The sequence below is a fragment of the Acinetobacter sp. 12966 genome (genome assembly GCF_031196995.1).
GTDB classification, from domain to species: domain Bacteria; phylum Pseudomonadota; class Gammaproteobacteria; order Pseudomonadales; family Moraxellaceae; genus Acinetobacter; species Acinetobacter geminorum.
Window position 1 is genome coordinate 1 of record NZ_JAVIMC010000135.1, and the last position, 17,226, is coordinate 17,226.

General features: G+C 39.2%; 16 protein-coding genes and 1 pseudogene. 13 read left to right on the forward strand and 4 right to left on the reverse strand.

Annotation, left to right across the window (positions count from 1 at the left end; all coding sequences use genetic code 11):
- Positions 1-155: 155 nt before the first annotated feature.
- The 3 genes from catA to RFW85_RS18205 all read right to left on the reverse strand — a co-directional run bounded on the left by catA (position 156) and on the right by RFW85_RS18205 (position 2,657).
- Positions 156-1,076, reverse strand: a complete 921-nt coding sequence (gene catA, locus RFW85_RS18195; protein WP_002113693.1) for a catechol 1,2-dioxygenase — start codon at positions 1,074-1,076, stop codon at positions 156-158.
- A gap of 160 nt (positions 1,077-1,236) precedes the next feature.
- The gene (gene catC, locus RFW85_RS18200; RefSeq protein WP_003651954.1) at positions 1,237-1,527 is read right to left on the reverse strand and encodes a muconolactone Delta-isomerase; all 291 of its coding nucleotides are present in this window, start codon (positions 1,525-1,527) and stop codon (positions 1,237-1,239) included.
- Positions 1,528-1,550: 23 nt separating this feature from the next.
- Positions 1,551-2,657 carry a muconate/chloromuconate family cycloisomerase gene (locus tag RFW85_RS18205; protein ID WP_170248784.1) on the reverse strand — a complete coding sequence of 369 codons (1,107 nt, stop codon included), beginning with the start codon at positions 2,655-2,657 and terminating at the stop codon, positions 1,551-1,553.
- 100 nt (positions 2,658-2,757) lie between these two features.
- Here RFW85_RS18205 and RFW85_RS18210 point away from each other — a divergent pair, with 100 nt between their 5' ends.
- The 7 genes and pseudogenes from RFW85_RS18210 to RFW85_RS18240 all read left to right on the forward strand — a co-directional run bounded on the left by RFW85_RS18210 (position 2,758) and on the right by RFW85_RS18240 (position 10,551).
- Positions 2,758-3,672, forward strand: coding sequence for a LysR family transcriptional regulator (locus tag RFW85_RS18210; RefSeq protein ID WP_005074181.1), 915 nt, complete (start codon positions 2,758-2,760; stop codon positions 3,670-3,672).
- A gap of 81 nt (positions 3,673-3,753) precedes the next feature.
- Positions 3,754-4,547: pseudogene (locus RFW85_RS18215) on the forward strand (TorF family putative porin).
- 496 nt (positions 4,548-5,043) lie between these two features.
- Entirely contained in the window at positions 5,044-5,841 is a 798-nt protein-coding gene (locus RFW85_RS18220; RefSeq protein ID WP_170248785.1) for a 2-keto-4-pentenoate hydratase, read from the forward strand.
- Positions 5,842-5,852: 11 nt separating this feature from the next.
- Entirely contained in the window at positions 5,853-6,758 is a 906-nt protein-coding gene (locus RFW85_RS18225) for an acetaldehyde dehydrogenase (acetylating) (protein WP_170248786.1), read from the forward strand.
- An 11-nt stretch (positions 6,759-6,769) separates the two neighbouring features.
- Positions 6,770-7,789, forward strand: coding sequence for a 4-hydroxy-2-oxovalerate aldolase (gene dmpG, locus RFW85_RS18230; RefSeq protein ID WP_309171763.1), 1,020 nt, complete (start codon positions 6,770-6,772; stop codon positions 7,787-7,789).
- Positions 7,790-8,205: 416 nt separating this feature from the next.
- Positions 8,206-9,516: an OprD family outer membrane porin gene (locus tag RFW85_RS18235; RefSeq protein WP_309171764.1), complete on the forward strand. Its 1,311-nt coding sequence runs from the start codon at positions 8,206-8,208 to the stop codon at positions 9,514-9,516.
- A 174-nt stretch (positions 9,517-9,690) separates the two neighbouring features.
- Entirely contained in the window at positions 9,691-10,551 is an 861-nt protein-coding gene (locus RFW85_RS18240; protein WP_309171766.1) for an alpha/beta fold hydrolase, read from the forward strand.
- A 113-nt stretch (positions 10,552-10,664) separates the two neighbouring features.
- On the opposite strand, the gene hcaR is transcribed toward RFW85_RS18240, so the two are convergent.
- Positions 10,665-11,564 carry a DNA-binding transcriptional regulator HcaR gene (gene hcaR, locus RFW85_RS18245; RefSeq protein ID WP_309171767.1) on the reverse strand — a complete coding sequence of 300 codons (900 nt, stop codon included), beginning with the start codon at positions 11,562-11,564 and terminating at the stop codon, positions 10,665-10,667.
- A 264-nt stretch (positions 11,565-11,828) separates the two neighbouring features.
- Here hcaR and hcaE point away from each other — a divergent pair, with 264 nt between their 5' ends.
- The 6 genes from hcaE (at position 11,829) to hcaD (ending at position 17,183) form a co-directional block, all read left to right on the forward strand.
- Entirely contained in the window at positions 11,829-13,232 is a 1,404-nt protein-coding gene (hcaE, locus tag RFW85_RS18250) for a 3-phenylpropionate/cinnamic acid dioxygenase subunit alpha (protein WP_170248790.1), read from the forward strand.
- Positions 13,229-13,789 (forward strand): 3-phenylpropionate/cinnamic acid dioxygenase subunit beta, encoded by a 561-nt coding sequence (gene hcaF / locus RFW85_RS18255; protein ID WP_170248791.1) that lies wholly within the window; start codon positions 13,229-13,231, stop codon positions 13,787-13,789. The genes hcaE and hcaF overlap by 4 nt, the downstream gene beginning before the upstream one ends.
- The gene (gene hcaC / locus RFW85_RS18260) at positions 13,789-14,115 is read left to right on the forward strand and encodes a 3-phenylpropionate/cinnamic acid dioxygenase ferredoxin subunit (protein WP_170248792.1); all 327 of its coding nucleotides are present in this window, start codon (positions 13,789-13,791) and stop codon (positions 14,113-14,115) included. The genes hcaF and hcaC overlap by 1 nt, the downstream gene beginning before the upstream one ends.
- 2 nt (positions 14,116-14,117) lie before the next feature.
- Positions 14,118-14,933, forward strand: coding sequence for a 3-phenylpropionate-dihydrodiol/cinnamic acid-dihydrodiol dehydrogenase (hcaB, locus tag RFW85_RS18265; RefSeq protein ID WP_170248793.1), 816 nt, complete (start codon positions 14,118-14,120; stop codon positions 14,931-14,933).
- Between the two features lie 62 nt (positions 14,934-14,995).
- A complete protein-coding gene (locus RFW85_RS18270) occupies positions 14,996-15,952 on the forward strand; it encodes a 3-carboxyethylcatechol 2,3-dioxygenase (RefSeq protein ID WP_170248794.1) in 957 nt (318 codons plus the stop codon).
- Between the two features lie 10 nt (positions 15,953-15,962).
- Positions 15,963-17,183 (forward strand): 3-phenylpropionate/cinnamic acid dioxygenase ferredoxin--NAD(+) reductase subunit, encoded by a 1,221-nt coding sequence (gene hcaD / locus RFW85_RS18275; protein WP_170248795.1) that lies wholly within the window; start codon positions 15,963-15,965, stop codon positions 17,181-17,183.
- Positions 17,184-17,226 lie beyond the last annotated feature (43 nt).

A 17,226-nucleotide genomic window follows, 5' to 3' on the forward strand; every position in this document is an offset into this window, starting at 1 on the left:
GGACTTACTTTTGTCAATCATGTGAGAAACCCTAGAGCATGAGGTAACGTGATGTATTACTACCGCTAAAAATTTACTTAAATTCTTAATGGTAGTAATAAATGGAATAAATTTTGTGAGTCAAAAGCGAACTTTTAACTCACATATACTTTCAATTAAGCACTAGCGCGACGACGTTCAACTTCAGTTGAAGGAGCAGCAGCGGCATCTTTAACAAGTTCAATGTTAAATGTGATGTGTTTGAAAGCGTGATCTAAACCACGGCGTTGAATTTCAGCTGGGTCAGTTACATCAACTGCTGTTGCAACTAAGCCGTCACGGGTTGCGAAAGCAAAGTCATCCCATAAGTACTCATCACCCTCAATGTTGAATTGAGTAGTCAGCTTGCGATAACCCGGTGCAGAAACGAAGTAATGAACGTGAGATGGACGGTTACCATGACGGCCTAATTTGTTAAGAAGGGCCTGAGTTGTACCTTCTGGCGGGCAACCATAACCTACAGGCATAGTTGTTAATGCAACATACTTACCATCAGCATCAGTCAAGATGGTACGACGTAAGTTGAAGTCAGATTGAGACTTATCAAAGAATGAATAGTTACCCAAACTGTTGGCATGCCATACTTCAACTTTGGCATTTTCAATGATATTGCCATCAGTATCAGTTACAGTACCTTCAATAATTAAGGTGTCGATTTTGCCAGATTCTGTACCATCATCCATACGCGCAAAACCAACAGATTCAGGCGCACCAGCTACATAAAGTGGGCCTTCGATGGTACGTGGTGTGCCACCCGTAACACCAGCTTTGGCATCAGCTTCATCTGCACGTAAATCAAGATAATGCTCTAAACCTAAGCCAGCTGCCAAAAGACCAAGTTCGTTTGCTTGACCTGCGTCTGTGAAATATTCCAAACCTTTCCATACTTCTGATGGTTGGATGTCTAAATCTTCAATGGCTTGAAATAAATCCCCGAGAAGGCGCACTACAATTTGTTGAACACGTGCATCAACTTCGCCTTTTGCAGTGTCGACATTCATTTGTTTTACAAGCGCATCAATTTGTTGACGGTTCATACTAAAACTCCTTAAGTATGCAATACGGTTTTGGGTGGCAGCGCTGCGGGCATTTTGTCTTGCTAGCGAATAATTGCCGCCACGTTCCTTGTTACCTTCTGAATAATCTGCTTGGTTTTTAAATGGACTTCAGAGATCACATTTAAAAAATTCTTTTGGTTTACGAATCATCATCACGAACAGAAGAAGGGTGGCGATTAAGTGCCATCACTTCGATGTTCATGTAGGGATAGAGAGGTAAACCCTGTAAAATATTGTGCAATTCTTCATTACTCTCGACATCAAAAATACTGATGTTTGAGTACTGGCCTGTAACTCGCCAGATGTGACGCCATTTACCTTGGCGTTGCAGATCTTGCGAATAAGCCTTTTCAACGGCCTTAATTTCATTTGCTTTGTCGGCTGGCATATCAAGTGGAATATGCACATCCATACGTACATGAAATAACATGGGAAACTCCTTATCCTGTTGCCTTAACGACGTAACTTCTCGACTTTATCTTCATCAATTTCAATGCCTAAGCCCGGAGCTGTTGGCAAGTGCAATTCAAAGTTTTCGTAACGTAGCGGTTCCTTCAAAATTTCTTCGGTAAGTAATAACGGACCAAATAATTCAGTACCGAATGCTAATGTTTCAAAAGTTGCAAATGCATGAGCAGAAGCAATGCTACCTACAGGGCCTTCAAGCATGGTACCGCCATAAAGATCAATTCCAGCCAAACCTGCAACCTTGGCAACTTCACACGCTTCGATCAGACCACCAGATTGTTCAATTTTTACGGCAAATACATCAGCACCATGGCTTTTTGCAATACGGTATGCGCTGTCGGGACCAGTTAAAGCTTCATCTGCCATAATTGCGACATCAAAACGACGTGTTAAACGAGCAAGTGCTTCAGTATTTTGAATAGCACAAGGCTGTTCAATTAAATCAATCCCGCCATCTTGTAGCTGTTGAATACCTTGAATACATTCCAGCTCTGACCATGCACGATTTACGTCAACGCGTACACTAATATCAGCACCGAGTGCTTTTTTAATTGCAATCACATGATCAACATCGTGTTGCAAAGGGCGTGAACCAATTTTGAGTTTGAACGTGTTATGACGTTTTAACTCAATCATTTTTCGAGCTTCAGCAATATCTTTTTCTGTGTCACCAGACGCGAGCGTCCAAAGTACAGGTAAACTATTACGCAGACGTCCGCCTAAAACTTCGCTTAACGGCACGCCTAAACGTTTTGCCTGAATATCCAGTAAAGCAGTCTGAATGGCACATTTCGCGAAACGGTTACCATTAATATTCTTACGAATCAGTTTTAGTGTTTGAGCAACATTTAAATCTTTAACTGATGCGAGTAATGGTGCAAAGTAAGTATCAATATTGGCTTTGACACTTTCAGGACTTTCTTCACCATAGTTCAGTCCACCAATGGTGGTCGCTTCACCCCAACCGACAATACCATCCATGGTCGTAATTTTAACGAGCACCAAAGTCTGAGTACGCATGGTAGTCACAGACAACTGGTGAGGACGGATAGTTGGAATATCCACAAGTATGGTTTCTATGGTTCTATACATGAAGTTTCAACTATTTCAAACTTGTTTACATACCATAGAAGAATGTAATAGCCTAAAATAGATATAGAACGGTATTTTAAGATACTAAAAAGGTATATTAATGGAATTAAGACATCTACGTTATTTTGTTACCGTTGTTGAAGAACAAAGTCTGACTAAGGCCGCAGAAAAGCTTTTTATTGCTCAGCCACCACTCACGCGCCAAATCAAAAAACTAGAGGAGGAGTTAGGCATTGATCTATTTGTGAAAGGCTCACGTCCATTAAAAGTGACTGAAGCAGGGCTGTTTTTTTACCAACATGCGGTACAGATTTTGACCCATACAGCTCAAGCTGCTTCTATGGCAAAGAAACTGAAGCTAGTCGAGAATGTTGTTAAAGTTGGCTATGTGAGTTCGCTTCTTTACGGGCGATTACCGCAGGTCATTTATCTATTTAGACAAAAAAATCCTGACATTCATGTCGAGCTTATTGAATGTGGTACACGTGATCAGGTCGAAGCATTAAAACTAGGTAAAATTGATTTAGGTTTTGGTCGTTTACCCATTAGCGATCCAGCGATTAAACGACTTTTACTTCGAAAAGAAAAATTAAAACTCGCGATTCATAAAAAGCATCCATTAAGTGAATTTCAAGAATCGGGAATTTATTTATCTCAAATTATTAATGAGACAATTTTTTCTTATCCAACAACACCTAAACCCAATTTTTCGACCACTATTCAAGCTTTATTTACTAAATTAGGTCTTGTGCCGGCCAAGCTGACTGAAGTACGAGAAATTCACATGGCGCTTGGCTTGGTGGCATCTGGAGAGGGTATATGTATTATTCCAGAAAGCGCCTGTGATATTGGAATGAAGAATCTAACTTATTTAAATATCTTAGACTTAGAAGCCTATAGTCCCATTTCTCTTTCTATGCGCAATATGGACCAAAGTTCGTATATTCCTAAAATTTTAGATTGTATTGAAGAAATTTATAGCGAAGAAGAAGTGTCCAGAAATTTGAATTTATAACTTTTTAATACGTTTTAAATTGAATTATCATGTTATTTTAAAACTTTAAGATTATAGGTAATATTTAATAGGAATTAATAGATGAGAAAAATTTTAGGGATAGCTTCTCTTATTATGTCTACTGGTGTTGTACATGCTAAACAATTAAATGAACAAGAACAAATTTCTCCATACAGTGCTAATGTAACCTTCGCAAGTCAATATATATCACGTGGTTTTCAACAAACTTGGGGTAAGCCAGCATTACAGATCGGTTTAGACTATGCAAATCCGAATGGATTATTTGTGGGCACTTGGGCCTCGAATGTAAGTTCCAAATATATTCGTGATGCTTCAGTTGAGTGGGATTTTTATACAGGTTATATAAAAACTTTTGATAAGTTTTCAGCTGGAATGACGGTTTTTTATTACTATTATCCAGGAGCCAAAAGTACACCTGAAACGGGGAGTACCAGCTATAACTATGGCGAAATTGTGCCTCAAATTGGTTATGGGCCTTTGACTCTTAAATATTTTATTACCTATACCCCAGATTATGCAGGCTATAACTCAAATACGATGGGCGGCCCTGAGGTAAACGTTCACGAGGAACAACTTATTTAGATTTAACTTTTACTCAGCCTATTAATGAGTCTTGGACTTTTGGTGCTCACTATGGCTATGAAAGAATTAAAAATTTCTCGGAAGCTAACTTTCAAGATATGAAAGTCGAGCTGATTAAAGATTTAGGCGATGGTTGGACTACAGGGTTAGCCTATACCAAAGCTTGGGATAAGCATGGATATTATAAAAAGTATAGTAATGGTGAACCAGATGCGCCAATTTCAAATCCGATTGACTCGACTTTTACAGTGTCTGTAAAAAAAGTGTTTTAAGTTAAACTTATTAATAGTGGTCTGATTAACTACGTTTGAAAGATATCTGTAAACTTTCAAACGTAGTTAAGATGGGCTTTTTTATGTTTTAAAATGAATTGCAGTAGGTGTAAATTAAGAGTTACTTAAGCATCTTCAACAATAACTAAACGTAAGACTATCTAGTGTAATATATAAAATTTGAAAATTAGTATTTTTCTAACCTCTAAAAAAATATATTGATTAATAAAATTATTATAGTTACTTAGCATTAAATTTTTTAACAGCATTTTGGGGCTGATTATAAATAAAAACTATTATATGAAACAAAATAAGTATTGGCATTTAATTAGGGATTTTCCCATTCTTAAGCTGTGTTTTATATGTACGTTCCCGTAGGTAGCTGTCTCGGAAAATACAAGGGATTTGTTGTTTCTAACTTTGCCTGAACTTCGTATTCCGTTCTATACCTTTCGTACGCAGTAAACATTCAATTTTGCAGTTTAAGGAAATATTGATGTCAAATTCTGCTGTTGTCGATTCAGTTGCTTTGGCTTTAAGGCAGGCTGAACTATCACAAACTGCGATTGTTCCAATACGTGCTGAACTCGGTGGTGAACAGGCAAGTGTGGATATCGCTTATGCAGTACAGGAAATCAATACTGTACGTGCATTATCGGAAGGACGCCGTTTAGTAGGTCGTAAAATTGGGTTGACTTCAAAAGCCGTACAAGCTCAGCTTGGGGTGGATCAGCCTGATTTTGGAATGCTATTTGCCGATATGGCATACGGTGATGGTGATGTAATTCCAATAAGTAAATTAATTCAGCCAAAAGTTGAAGCTGAAATTGCGCTTGTACTCAAACATGATTTAACCCAAATCAGACATACATATGCAGACATTATTAGCGCTACAGACTATGCCTTGCCTGCTATTGAAGTCGTCGATAGCCGTATTGAGAACTGGAAAATCTCATTAATTGACACTGTTGCTGACAACGCTTCTAGTGCAGCTTTTGTTTTAGGTTCGCGTCCAGTACAGCTTGATCAACTTGATTTAGTGAACTGCAAAATGGTCATGACTCGTAGTAGTGAAATTGTCTCAGAGGGCGTGGGTAAAGCTTGTTTGGCCAACCCGTTGAATGCAGCTATTTGGTTGGCCGATGAAATGGTACGACGTGGGCGTCCGTTACAGGCTGGAGATATTGTTTTAACAGGGGCATTGGGTCCAATGGTTGTAGCTCAAGCCGGAGATGAGTTCGTAGTAAAAATTGAAGGCTTCGACTCAGTTACCGCATGCTTTGCTACTGAATAAAGGATAGGGAAATGAATAAGATCAAATGTGCCTTAATCGGTCCGGGAAATATTGGAACAGATTTATTGTATAAATTACAGCGTAGTGAAGTGCTAGAACCTGTATGGATGATAGGGATTGATCCTACTTCTGAAGGCTTGGCCCGTGCTGCAAAAATGGGTTTAAAGACTACATCTGATGGAGTTGATGGTTTATTACCTCATGTACTTGAAGATGATATCAAAATTGCTTTTGATGCGACTTCAGCGTATGTGCATGCAGAGAATAGCCGTAAGCTTAATGAGCTTGGCGTGTTAATGATTGATTTAACGCCTGCGGCAATTGGTCCATTTTGTGTGCCGCCAGTGAACTTAGAAGCTCTGCTAGACGCAGGTGAAGTCCCTAACGTCAATATGGTGACTTGCGGTGGGCAAGCAACTATTCCTATGGTCGCAGCGATTTCAAGAGTACAGACAGTTAACTATGCTGAAATCATTGCGACTGTATCAACAAAATCGGTTGGCCCAGGTACTCGTAAGAACATTGATGAATTTACTCGTACTACGGCTGGTGCAATTGAAAAGGTTGGGGGAGCTAAACAAGGTAAAGCCATCATTATTATTAACCCGGCTGAACCACCATTAATGATGCGCGACACGGTTCATTGTTTAGTTGAAGGAGAGCCTGACCAAGTTGCAATTACGGAATCAGTCAATACGATGATTCAAGAAGTCCAAAAATATGTTCCGGGCTATCAGTTAGTTAATGGCCCTGTATTTGATGGTAATCGTGTTTCTATATTTCTTGAAGTAGAAGGCCTAGGCGATTATTTACCGAAATATGCAGGTAATCTTGACATTATGACTGCGGCAGCTGCACGTACTGCAGAAATGTTTGCAGAACGCGTTTTATCTAACCAAAAAGTAGAAGCTGTTTAAGGAGAAACCGTATGTCTAAGATTATTGTGCATGATATGACGTTACGTGATGGTATGCATCCTCAACGCCATCAAACTACAGTTGAGCAAATGATTGCCATTTCAACCGCGTTAGACGAAGCGGGTGTGCCATTAATTGAAGTCACTCATGGTGATGGATTGGGGGGAAGTTCTGTTAACTATGGTTTCGCTGCCGCAACAGATGAAGAATATTTGTCTGCCGTTGTGCCACGCATGAAAAATGCCAAAGTGTCAGCGTTGTTATTGCCTGGCATTGGAACAGTTGATCATTTAAAAATGGCACATGAAATTGGTGTTTCAACCATTCGTGTTGCAACACACTGTACAGAAGCATATGTATCTGAACAGCATATTACTGCTGCCCGTAAATTGGGAATGGATACGGTAGGCTTTTTAATGTTAGCTCATATGGCTACACCAGAACATTTGCTACAAGAAGCAAAAAAGATGGTGTCTTATGGGGCTAACTGTATTTATGTTACAGACTCTGCTGGTTATATGTTGCCTACAGATGTAAGCGATCGGATTGGGTTACTCCGCCAAGAACTTGATAGCAATATTGAGTTAGGTTTCCATGGTCACCATAACTTGGGTATGGGCGTTGCCAATACTGTTGCTGCGGTTGAAGCTGGTGCAATTCGAGTCGACTTGGCGGCAGCTGGTCTAGGAGCAGGAGCAGGCAATACGCCGCTTGAATTATTTATTGCGGTTGCAAATCGTATGCAAATAGAAACAGGCATAGACTTGTTTAAAGTGCAAGATATTGCAGAAGATCTTGTGATACCAATGATGCTAAATCCAATTCGTGCCGATCGTGATGCAGCAACATTAGGTTATGCAGGTGTATATTCTTCTTTCTTGTTGTTTGCAAAACGTGCTGAAGCTAAATATGGTGTTTCTGCACGTGAAATTTTATTAGAGCTTGGTCGCCGTGGTACGGTTGGGGGACAGGAGGATATGATTGAAGATCTTGCCTTGACCATGTCAAAAGCGAAAGTAATGAGCGCATAAGTTTTTTACAAATGAAAAAGAGCACTCCACGAGAGTGCTTTTTTATATCTAATGATTTGATCTAGATGAAATAACTTGAATATAAGTGTTATTTTCTATAAATGGATGGATATCATTTTTGATTGGATGAGTTTCTATTTAAATAAAAAAACGATTAGAAAATTAAAAATAGCAAATTTAAATAAAGATATTTTAATAAAAAATAGATATATAACAAATGTTTATTCTGGTTTTTAGGTAATGATTAATTGTTTTTAATGATCTGTTAAAAATCCTCATTACTGGAAAAGTAACATTTTTTTAAAGCATTGAGTTTAAAAAGAAAAGTATCTTAATACTCTAGTCGAATTTTTCATAAAAATAGAGTTGAGCATGATAGGGCTTGTTTTCATGGATTGATTGAAAGGAAGTACGCAATGCGTCGTCAAACGTTATGGATCGCAATGGCTTGCGCAATAGCAACAATAGGGGCTACTGGCACATATGCAGGCTTTGTTGAAGATAGTCAGGTTCAGCTGAAATTTAAAAACTTCTATTTAGACCGCCAGTATGATGACACCCCTGCAAAAAACTGGGGTAGTTGGTCACAAGCTGCGACACTGGATGCAAAATCGGGTTATGCAGAGTTTGGGGCATTAGAACTTGGTGTTGATGTGTTGGCACAGTATGCTGTACGTCTGGATGGTCGTGACCGTAATGCCGATTGGGTTCTGCCGTATAGTGGAATTTCTGGTACAGGCATAGGAAAACAAGAGCGTCAGTTTGGAAAAATAGGAGCAACTCTTAAAGCGAAAATCAGCCAAACTGAATTACGAATTGGTGAAATTTTACCTGTAACACCAGTAATTCATTTTGACCCATCTCGTCAATTATTGACCACTTATAATGGGGTATGGCTAGAGTCAAAAGATATTAAAAACACTAAATTAACGTTAGGTTATTTGGATAGTATCAATGCCCGTTATGAAAATCAGCCAATGGATTTTGGTCTATGGCCTAAAGCATTAAATAATGATGGTAAAACTGATGGGATGTATGTTGCGGGCATAGATTATCAATTAAATAAAAACTGGTCTGCAAGTTACTTTTATGGCGATGTGACGAATATCTATCGTCAAAATTACTTGGGTGTGAACTATAAAAATAATTATGACAAGTTAAAAGTCGATTCACACATACGTTTTTTCGACAATGCAGAGTCGGGAGATGCCTTGTATGGTGATATTGATAATCAGGCATTGTCTGTAGGCTCAACCTTAACTTATGGCTCGCACAGCGTAGGTTTGTCTTATCAGCAAATGTTTGGCGACTATGATAGTAATCCGAGTGCAGCAACAGGCGCTCCGTATTTTCCAACACTTGCAGGTTGGGTACCACAGCCTTATTTAGATAACTGGTCAGTTGCGAGTTTTATCCGTAAAGATGAGAAATCCGTTGGTATAACCTATAGCTACGATTTTAGTGAACTAGGTATTAAAGGATTGAAAACTACTGCCAAATATTGGCATGGCTGGGGTGTCGATTCAGCATATGAATCAAGTGCATTAACAGGCAAAGGCAAAGAAGATGAATTCAACTTTATTCTGAATTACGTATTGCCAGAAGGGAAGTTAAAAGGTTTGGGATTCCAGTGGATGTATATAGATGTCAATTTTGACAATATTGCTGGCCAAAAGAGTGATTTGCAAGAAAATCGTATTGCGACAACCTATAGCTATAGGTTTTAAAAATTTCTTTAAATAACATTGGTTTATTAATACTTATTTTATATCACCTCATCATAAACAACTATAATTTTGGGCTTGCTGAACGGGTAATATAGGTGAGTAAAACATTTGAAATTTGGCGTATTAAATCGGCCTAATCTTGGGTTGGGCTGTACAGATTGTAAGAGGAATAACATGGGAACCGTACAAATCCCCGAATATAAAACAGATCCATTTTTTGGTTTGGAAGATAAATGGATTGAAACAGCAGCAGGCGAGCTTACTCATTATCATGAACTTGGAAAAGGTACTCCAATTTTATTTTTACATGGTTCTGGTACGGGCGTGTCAGCAGCAGCTAACTGGTGGTTAAATTTACCACAAATTGCTGAGCAAGGACGTTGTATCGCAATTGATTCAATTGGTTATGGCCAAACTGTTGTTGCAGAAGGAACTGTTTATGGTATTCGTGAGTGGGTAGATCACGCGGTTCGAGTACTAGATGCACTGGGTATTGAAAAAACTTGGTTGGTTGGCAATTCTTTAGGGGGATGGTTAGCATTCCAGTTTGTATTAGATTATCCAGAGCGTGTACTGGGTATTGTATCAATGGGAACGGGTGGTGCTAAGCAGACAGCAGCACTTAAAGCACATGCTAATCCTGAATTAACAGAAGCTGGTATCCGTAAAACTTTAGAAATGTTTGTAGTGGATAAGTCTTTAGTTACTGATGAATTGGTTAAAGTTCGTTTTGACTCAGCAAAAAATGACTACGCGTCAGATCGATTGATGGATGTTGTTGGTGCACGAGACCGTGACCGTTTTGAGTTCCCGCTTGATTTTGAAAAGATGAAAGAGATTCAAGTTCCTGTACTACTCATTCATGGTGTGCAAGATGTAGTTATTCCTGTATCACGTACTTGGGATATTTTGAATATTGTACCGAATGCTGATGCTCATATATTTAGTCAATGTGGGCATTGGTCGCAAGTTGAAAAAGCTGATGAGTTTAACCAGATCATTAAACAATATTTAGCATTGCATGATGTTAAATAAAAGATAGAAAGAAGAGTAGGAGAACTAACAGATTTCTCCTCCTCTTAAATTATAAATTTGTTTTTGTTAAATATTTTTAAATCATCTTAGACTTTTGTATTAACTAAAGGATTTTAAGACCGATTAATATTTAAGTAAAAAACTTTACTCAATAAATCGATAAACTCTTTAACACCCGAAGACTCAGCATCTTTTCTATAGCTGACATATAAATCTAAAAAAGGTAGATCAACATCTAAGGGGCGAGTGACAATATTATTTAAAGTTAATGGTTCTATATAACTAGGTAAAATGCCACAGCCCAACCCCATTCCTATTGAGTTAATATTAAATAAAATATTATGTGCAGTTTGAACAATATTAAATCTAATATTGTGGATTTCGGCAAAATTAAGAATTGTATGATGTAAAATTGAAGACTGTTCTGAAGATGGAATAATAAAATCAATATTATTTAAAAGCTTCACTGGAATACGCTCGTACTGAGCAAGAGGGTGATCTCGAGGAAGCAATAGCATTAGAGGTTCACGTAATACAAACTGACTCTGAATTTCATCATTATTTAAGTTATCTCTCATAAATGCAATATCAATGACTCCATTCTTTAAAGCCTCCATTTGTTCGGTATTATTCATACTGCGTAATTCAATTTTGAGGTTTGGATTTTGTACCCGTAAACTTGGAAGAACAGATGGAAAAACTTTCATTTCTACTACTGGAACAAAACCAATCGTCAGTTGTTGTTTTTTAAATTTTGAAACTTGACGAGCCATTGCAATTGCTTTGTCCGCCTGAGCTAAAGTCAGACGGGCTTGTTCAAGAAATACACTACCTTCTTCAGTGAGTTCGACTTTACGTTTAGTGCGATGTAGTAATGTAACACCAACCTCATCCTCAAGGTCTTTAATTTGTTGACTTAATGATGGTTGAGCTGTGTAGAGGCGAAGTGCAGCTTTACTAAAGTTGAGTTCTTCAGCCACCATTACAAAGTAGCGTAAATGACGTAATTCCATATCAGTTGTGATCCCAAAATCCTATTATTAACGTTGGATAGTTAATAAAATATGCTAAATGCTTGAAAACCATAAATCCGTTTATAAAACCACTGATCAGTATCAGTCGAACTTAATTTTAATATTTAAAATCTATAATGAATAATTCATAAAAAGTCTAATTTGAAACAAATAAAATATTTCACTTAAAACAGTTAAAAAATCATTATCCATTCAAATTGAATTTTATGTTGTGCGTTTTTGGCGGCAGCAGGAGTGCTTCTCATGAATGGAAAAATTGAAGTGTGTGAAATCGATGCTTTAGTCGATGCACAAAATGGACGTATCTCGCCAACTATCTATACAGATCCACAATTATACGAACTAGAGTTAGAGCGTGTTTTTGGACGTTGTTGGTTATTTCTTTGTCACGAAAGCCAGATTCCAAAATCAGGCGACTTTTTCAATACGTATATGGGTGAGGACCCAATTATTGTTACGCGTCAAAAAGACGGTTCTATTAAAGCATTATTAAATCAATGTCGTCACCGTTCTATGCGGGTTAGCTATGCTGACTGTGGTAATACGCGTGCGTTTACCTGCCCATATCATGGCTGGTCCTATGGCATTGACGGTTCTCTTAAAGATATTCCATTGGAAGGTGTTGCCTTCCCACATGGTGCTTGTAAAGAACAATGGGGATTGCAAGAGGTTCCTCGTGTTGCAAGCTATAAAGGTTTGGTCTTTGGTTGTTGGGCAGATGACACACCCGAATTACTCGACTATATGGGTGATATTGCTTGGTATCTCGATGCAATGATTGACCGCCGTGAAGGTGGTTCGGAAGTCATTGGTGGCATTCATAAATGGGAAATTAACTGTAACTGGAAATTTGCAGCAGAACAGTTTGCTTCTGATCAATACCACGCGCCGTACTCGCATGCCTCTGCAGTACAAGTTTTAGGTGGTAAACCAAATGATGATGCTTCTAAAGCATTAGGTACAGCACAAACGGCACGTCCAGTTTGGGAAACAGCAGAAAGCTGTGTGCAATATGGTCAACGTGGCCATGGTTCAGGTTTCTTTCTGACCGAAAAACCAGATGCCAATTTCTGGGTTGATGGTCAAGTAGCAGATTACTTCCGCGAAACCTATGAAGAAACCAAAGAGCGTTTGGGTGATACTCGTGCTTTGCGTTTGGCAGGACATAACACCATGTTCCCAACTTTGTCTTGGCTGAATGGTATGACGACGATGCGTATTTGGCATCCACGTGGACCAGATAAAACTGAAGTTTGGGCTTTCTGTATCACGGATAAAGTAGCACCGCAGCACATCAAAGAAGCGATGGAGTTGAATGCTTGTCGAGCATTTGGCCCAGCTGGTTTTGCTGAAGCAGACGATGGTGAAAACTGGATTGAGATCCAGAAAGTGTTACGTGGTTATAAAGCGCGAAAAAGCAAACTCATTATGGAAATGGGTCTTGGCAATGAAAAATACCGTGAAGATGGTATTCCAGGTATTACTAACCATGTTTTCTCTGAAACTGCTGCACGTGGCATGTATCGTCATTGGGCAAACCTGTTGATGCATGAAAAATGGGAAGACGTACAACGGGCAGATGAGGCTTATGAGCAAGAGCTTTTGAAAAAAGCGGCTAAAAAGGATGAGAAGGAGCTTGTGAAATGAACCAGATCATTGACTCATTAAAACCACAGCCAATATGGCGTTCTATTGGATTGGAACTTCACCACGACATTAGTCAGTTTCTGTATGCAGAAGCACAATTGTTAGATGATTGGAAGTTTCGAGATTGGTTGGATATTTTAAGCGAAGACATTTTATATACGCTCAAAACGACGACAAATGCGCAAACACGTGATCGTCGTAAATGTATTGCCCCACCATCAACATGGATTTATCACGACGACAAATTTGTACTAGAGCGTCGCGTAGCAAAATTAGAAACAGGGATGTCGTGGTCCGAAGAACCACCATCACGTACTCGTCACTTGATTACTAATATTCGGGTCGAAGCAACTGCGCAAGCAAATGAATATCAAGTTTTTAGTAATTATTTGCTTTATCGCTCGCAAAAAGAAAAAGACGTATTGACCTATGTTGGTAAACGAGTTGATCTGATTCGAAAAGATGATAGCAGTAGTTTAGGTTGGAAAATTGCTAAACGCGATATCACCCTCGATCAAGCGACTTTGATTTCTCACAATATTACGGTGTTTTTCTAATGAATAAGATTTTCGTTTGTCAGATTGATGAGTTGGATGAAGGCGAAGCGCTGAAAGTAGATTGTAATGTAGGTGATATTGCTGCACTCGCTGTATTTAATTTCAATGGTGAATTTTTTGCCATGAATGATAAATGCAGTCATGGTAATGCTTCTATGTCAGAAGGCTACCTAGAGGATGATGGCACGGTTGAATGTCCACTTCATGCATCACGTTTTTGTTTGAAAACTGGCGTACCACAATGTGTACCAGCAACTGATCCAATTCAGACATTTCCAGTGGTAATTGAAGACGGCGCACTTTATGTTGAAATTATTGGAGCGTAATGATGGGCTGGCTAGAGGATGAAGTTGCACTAATTACTGGTGGTGGTTCGGGACTAGGGCTTGCGTTGGTTGAGCGCTTTTTGCAAGAGGGTGCGCATGTTGGTGTGTTGCAACGGTCTCAATCAAAAATAGATGAATTGATTGCACGCTATGGTGACAAAATTGTGGCGATTAATGGAGATGTGGCGAGTTTTCAGGATAACGTTCGTGCTGTGCAGGCTACAGTAGAACGTTTTGGAAAACTGGACTGTTTTATTGGTAACGCTGGTATTTGGGATCATTATGCCGACATCGTTAACATGAGTGGCGAACAGTTAGATAAAGCCTTTGATGAAATCATGAGTATTAATACTAAAGGCTATTTGTTAGGTGCCAAAGCTGCTTTAGACGAGCTACTTAAAACCGAAGGTTCGATGATTTTTACCTTATCTAACTCGGCTTTTTATTCATCTGGTGGTGGGCCAATTTATACTGCCTCAAAACATGCTGGTGTAGGTTTAGTGCGTGAACTTGCTTATGAATTAGCACCTAAAATCCGCGTGAATGCGGTTTCTCCCTCTGGTATGAATGTCAATGTAAAGGGCGCTGCTTCGCTTGGGCAAGAAAATCTAGGACTCCTTGATGCACGCGATCCCCAAAAAATTGGGCAAGGCATGCCACTGAAATTTTTACCAGAACCTGAAGATATGACGGGCTCTTATGTATTACTCGCATCTCGTCAAAATAACCGGCCATTATCGGGTGTTTTCATTAACGCTGACTGTGGTTTGGGCATTCGTGGCTTACGCCAAGCGAATGCTGGCTTTTTTGATGCTTAATTTTAATCCGATATTAATGGACTAATAAGACAGCTAAAACTGTCTTATTTCGGAGCTAAATCATGACTGTTAAACTTATTTGCGCTTCTCATAGCCCGCTAATGGAATTTGCGTCTCCAGCAGAACAACACCAAGAACAAACGGTGCGTAAGACGTTTGAAAAGCTCGCTTCAGAGGTCAAAGCATACGACCCAACTTTAATAATTGCCTTTGGACCAGATCATTTTAACGGCTTCTTTTATGATCTAATGCCGAGTTTCTGTGTGGGTGTCCGTGCAACAGCAGCAGGTGACTGGAATTATGGTCCTGGTGAGCTTAATGTGCCTGAAAACACAGCATTAAATTTAATTCGAAAAGTCCTTGATGAAGGTGTAGATGTTTCATATTCATATCGTATGCAAGCGGATCATGGGGTAACACAGCCGCTGCATTTTTTATGTAACGGCCAACTTAATCGCTATCCAACCATTCCAATATTTATTAATGGTGCTGCCGCACCAATGCCGACCACAAAGCGGACTATTGCATTAGGTCGTGCAATTGGTACCTTTATTAAGTCAATCAATCTGGACAATGAACGTATATTGATTTTAGGTACAGGCGGTCTTTCACATGATCCTCCAACACCTCAGATGGGTTCGGTACCACCAGAAGTTGAAGAATTTCTGATTGCTGGACGAAACCCTACAAGTGAAGCTAGAAATGCACGTCAGGCCAAAATCATTTCAGTTGGACAACGTTTAGCAGCAGGTGACAAGAGTGTATCTGTACCGCTTAATCCGGAGTGGGATGAGCGGTTATTGGAAAAATTCAAAAATGCAGACTTTATTGCGCTTGAAGCGATGACTGAAGACGAAATACGACGTGAAGGTGGGCGCGGGGGACAAGAAGTCCGAACTTGGATGGCTGCTTTTGCTGCACTACACACAGTGGGTGATTATGAAATGACCTTACATTGCTATGAACCAATCAGTGAATGGATTGCTGGCTTTGGCATAGTCTCTGCCGAGCTGAAATAAAGGGTAAGCAATGAATATTCAAACTATTGTCATTATTGGTGCCGGGCAAGCTGGTGCAAGTGCTATTTTAGAATTACGTGCTAACAAATATGAAGGTCGAATTATTTTAATAGGTGATGAACCCCATTTACCTTATGAGCGTCCGCCTTTGTCTAAAGATATGATTCTCAGACCTGAACAGACTAAAATTGAGATTCTGTCTCAACAGAAACTAGAAGACCTAGGTGTTGAGTTCATTAAAGGTAATGCCGTTGTAAAGATTGTACCTGAACAATATCAAGTGATTTTGGAAAATGGTGAACATGTCTATTATGACAAGTTATTATTGGCAACTGGTGGTTCACCTCGCCGTCTTCCGGTTTTGGATGGGGTGGGTAAAAAGGTTTATACCCTACGGAATCTAGACGATTCACAAGCTTTAATTCCGGTTTTTCAGCCAAAGAATCGGATTGTATTGGTTGGTGGTGGTGTCATTGGTCTAGAGTTAGCGTCTAGTGCTCGATTTAAAGGTTGTCATGTAACTGTTCTAGAACAAAGTGCAATGATCATGGGACGTTCGCCAGCCATAATTAGTGACTTTTTACTTGATCAGCACCGTAGTCGAGGTGTTGATATTCGACTCAATGTGAAAATTGCTGATACCGAACTGCGCGGCGAAGAAATTGTCATTCTATTGGAAAGTGGTGAAGAGATCATTGCCGATGCTATTGTTTATGGGGTTGGAATTGTGCCAAATGCCCAATTGGCCGTAGACGCTGGTTTAGACGTAGATTTTGCTATTAAAGTGAATGAAAATTGTCAGACTTCCCATCCAGATATTTATGCTGCTGGTGATGTAGCAACACAACTAAGTACTAATGGTCATTATATTCGTATAGAAACTTGGGAAAATGCCAATAACCAAGCGGGTACTTTTGCTCGTCATGTTATGCAGGTAGAGCATCCTAAAGTAAATCCATCATGGTTTTGGACCGACCAATATGACCTGAACTTTCAATTTGTTGGAGATATGTCGGCAAAAGAGTGGCATATTCGAGGCAATATGAATCCGCAAGAAAATCAAAAAGTGGGATTTACCTTATTTGGATTAGATCAAGGCATTGTTGTTGCTGGTATTGCTGTTAATCAAGCTAAAGATGTGAGGCATTTAAAAAAATTGGTTTCTAGTTCTATCGCCTTTGATAAAGAAAAAATGCTAGATGTCTCAATTGAATTGCGAAAATTAATTTAAATAAAGTCGTTATACTAAAGACCTATTTAACGTTGAAAAGAAA

Bases quoted from the DNA above. Each gene is read 5' to 3' on its own strand.
- catA (WP_002113693.1), bottom strand. From the start codon at position 1,076: ATGAACCGTCAACAAATTGATGCGCTTGTAAAACAAATGAATGTCGAC.
- catC (WP_003651954.1), bottom strand. From the start codon at position 1,527: ATGTTATTTCATGTACGTATGGATGTGCATATTCCACTTGATATGCCA.
- RFW85_RS18205 (WP_170248784.1), bottom strand. From the start codon at position 2,657: ATGTATAGAACCATAGAAACCATACTTGTGGATATTCCAACTATCCGT.
- RFW85_RS18210 (WP_005074181.1), top strand. From the start codon at position 2,758: ATGGAATTAAGACATCTACGTTATTTTGTTACCGTTGTTGAAGAACAA.
- RFW85_RS18220 (WP_170248785.1), top strand. From the start codon at position 5,044: ATGTCAAATTCTGCTGTTGTCGATTCAGTTGCTTTGGCTTTAAGGCAG.
- RFW85_RS18225 (WP_170248786.1), top strand. From the start codon at position 5,853: ATGAATAAGATCAAATGTGCCTTAATCGGTCCGGGAAATATTGGAACA.
- dmpG (WP_309171763.1), top strand. From the start codon at position 6,770: ATGTCTAAGATTATTGTGCATGATATGACGTTACGTGATGGTATGCAT.
- RFW85_RS18235 (WP_309171764.1), top strand. From the start codon at position 8,206: ATGCGTCGTCAAACGTTATGGATCGCAATGGCTTGCGCAATAGCAACA.
- RFW85_RS18240 (WP_309171766.1), top strand. From the start codon at position 9,691: ATGGGAACCGTACAAATCCCCGAATATAAAACAGATCCATTTTTTGGT.
- hcaR (WP_309171767.1), bottom strand. From the start codon at position 11,564: ATGGAATTACGTCATTTACGCTACTTTGTAATGGTGGCTGAAGAACTC.
- hcaE (WP_170248790.1), top strand. From the start codon at position 11,829: ATGAATGGAAAAATTGAAGTGTGTGAAATCGATGCTTTAGTCGATGCA.
- hcaF (WP_170248791.1), top strand. From the start codon at position 13,229: ATGAACCAGATCATTGACTCATTAAAACCACAGCCAATATGGCGTTCT.
- hcaC (WP_170248792.1), top strand. From the start codon at position 13,789: ATGAATAAGATTTTCGTTTGTCAGATTGATGAGTTGGATGAAGGCGAA.
- hcaB (WP_170248793.1), top strand. From the start codon at position 14,118: ATGGGCTGGCTAGAGGATGAAGTTGCACTAATTACTGGTGGTGGTTCG.
- RFW85_RS18270 (WP_170248794.1), top strand. From the start codon at position 14,996: ATGACTGTTAAACTTATTTGCGCTTCTCATAGCCCGCTAATGGAATTT.
- hcaD (WP_170248795.1), top strand. From the start codon at position 15,963: ATGAATATTCAAACTATTGTCATTATTGGTGCCGGGCAAGCTGGTGCA.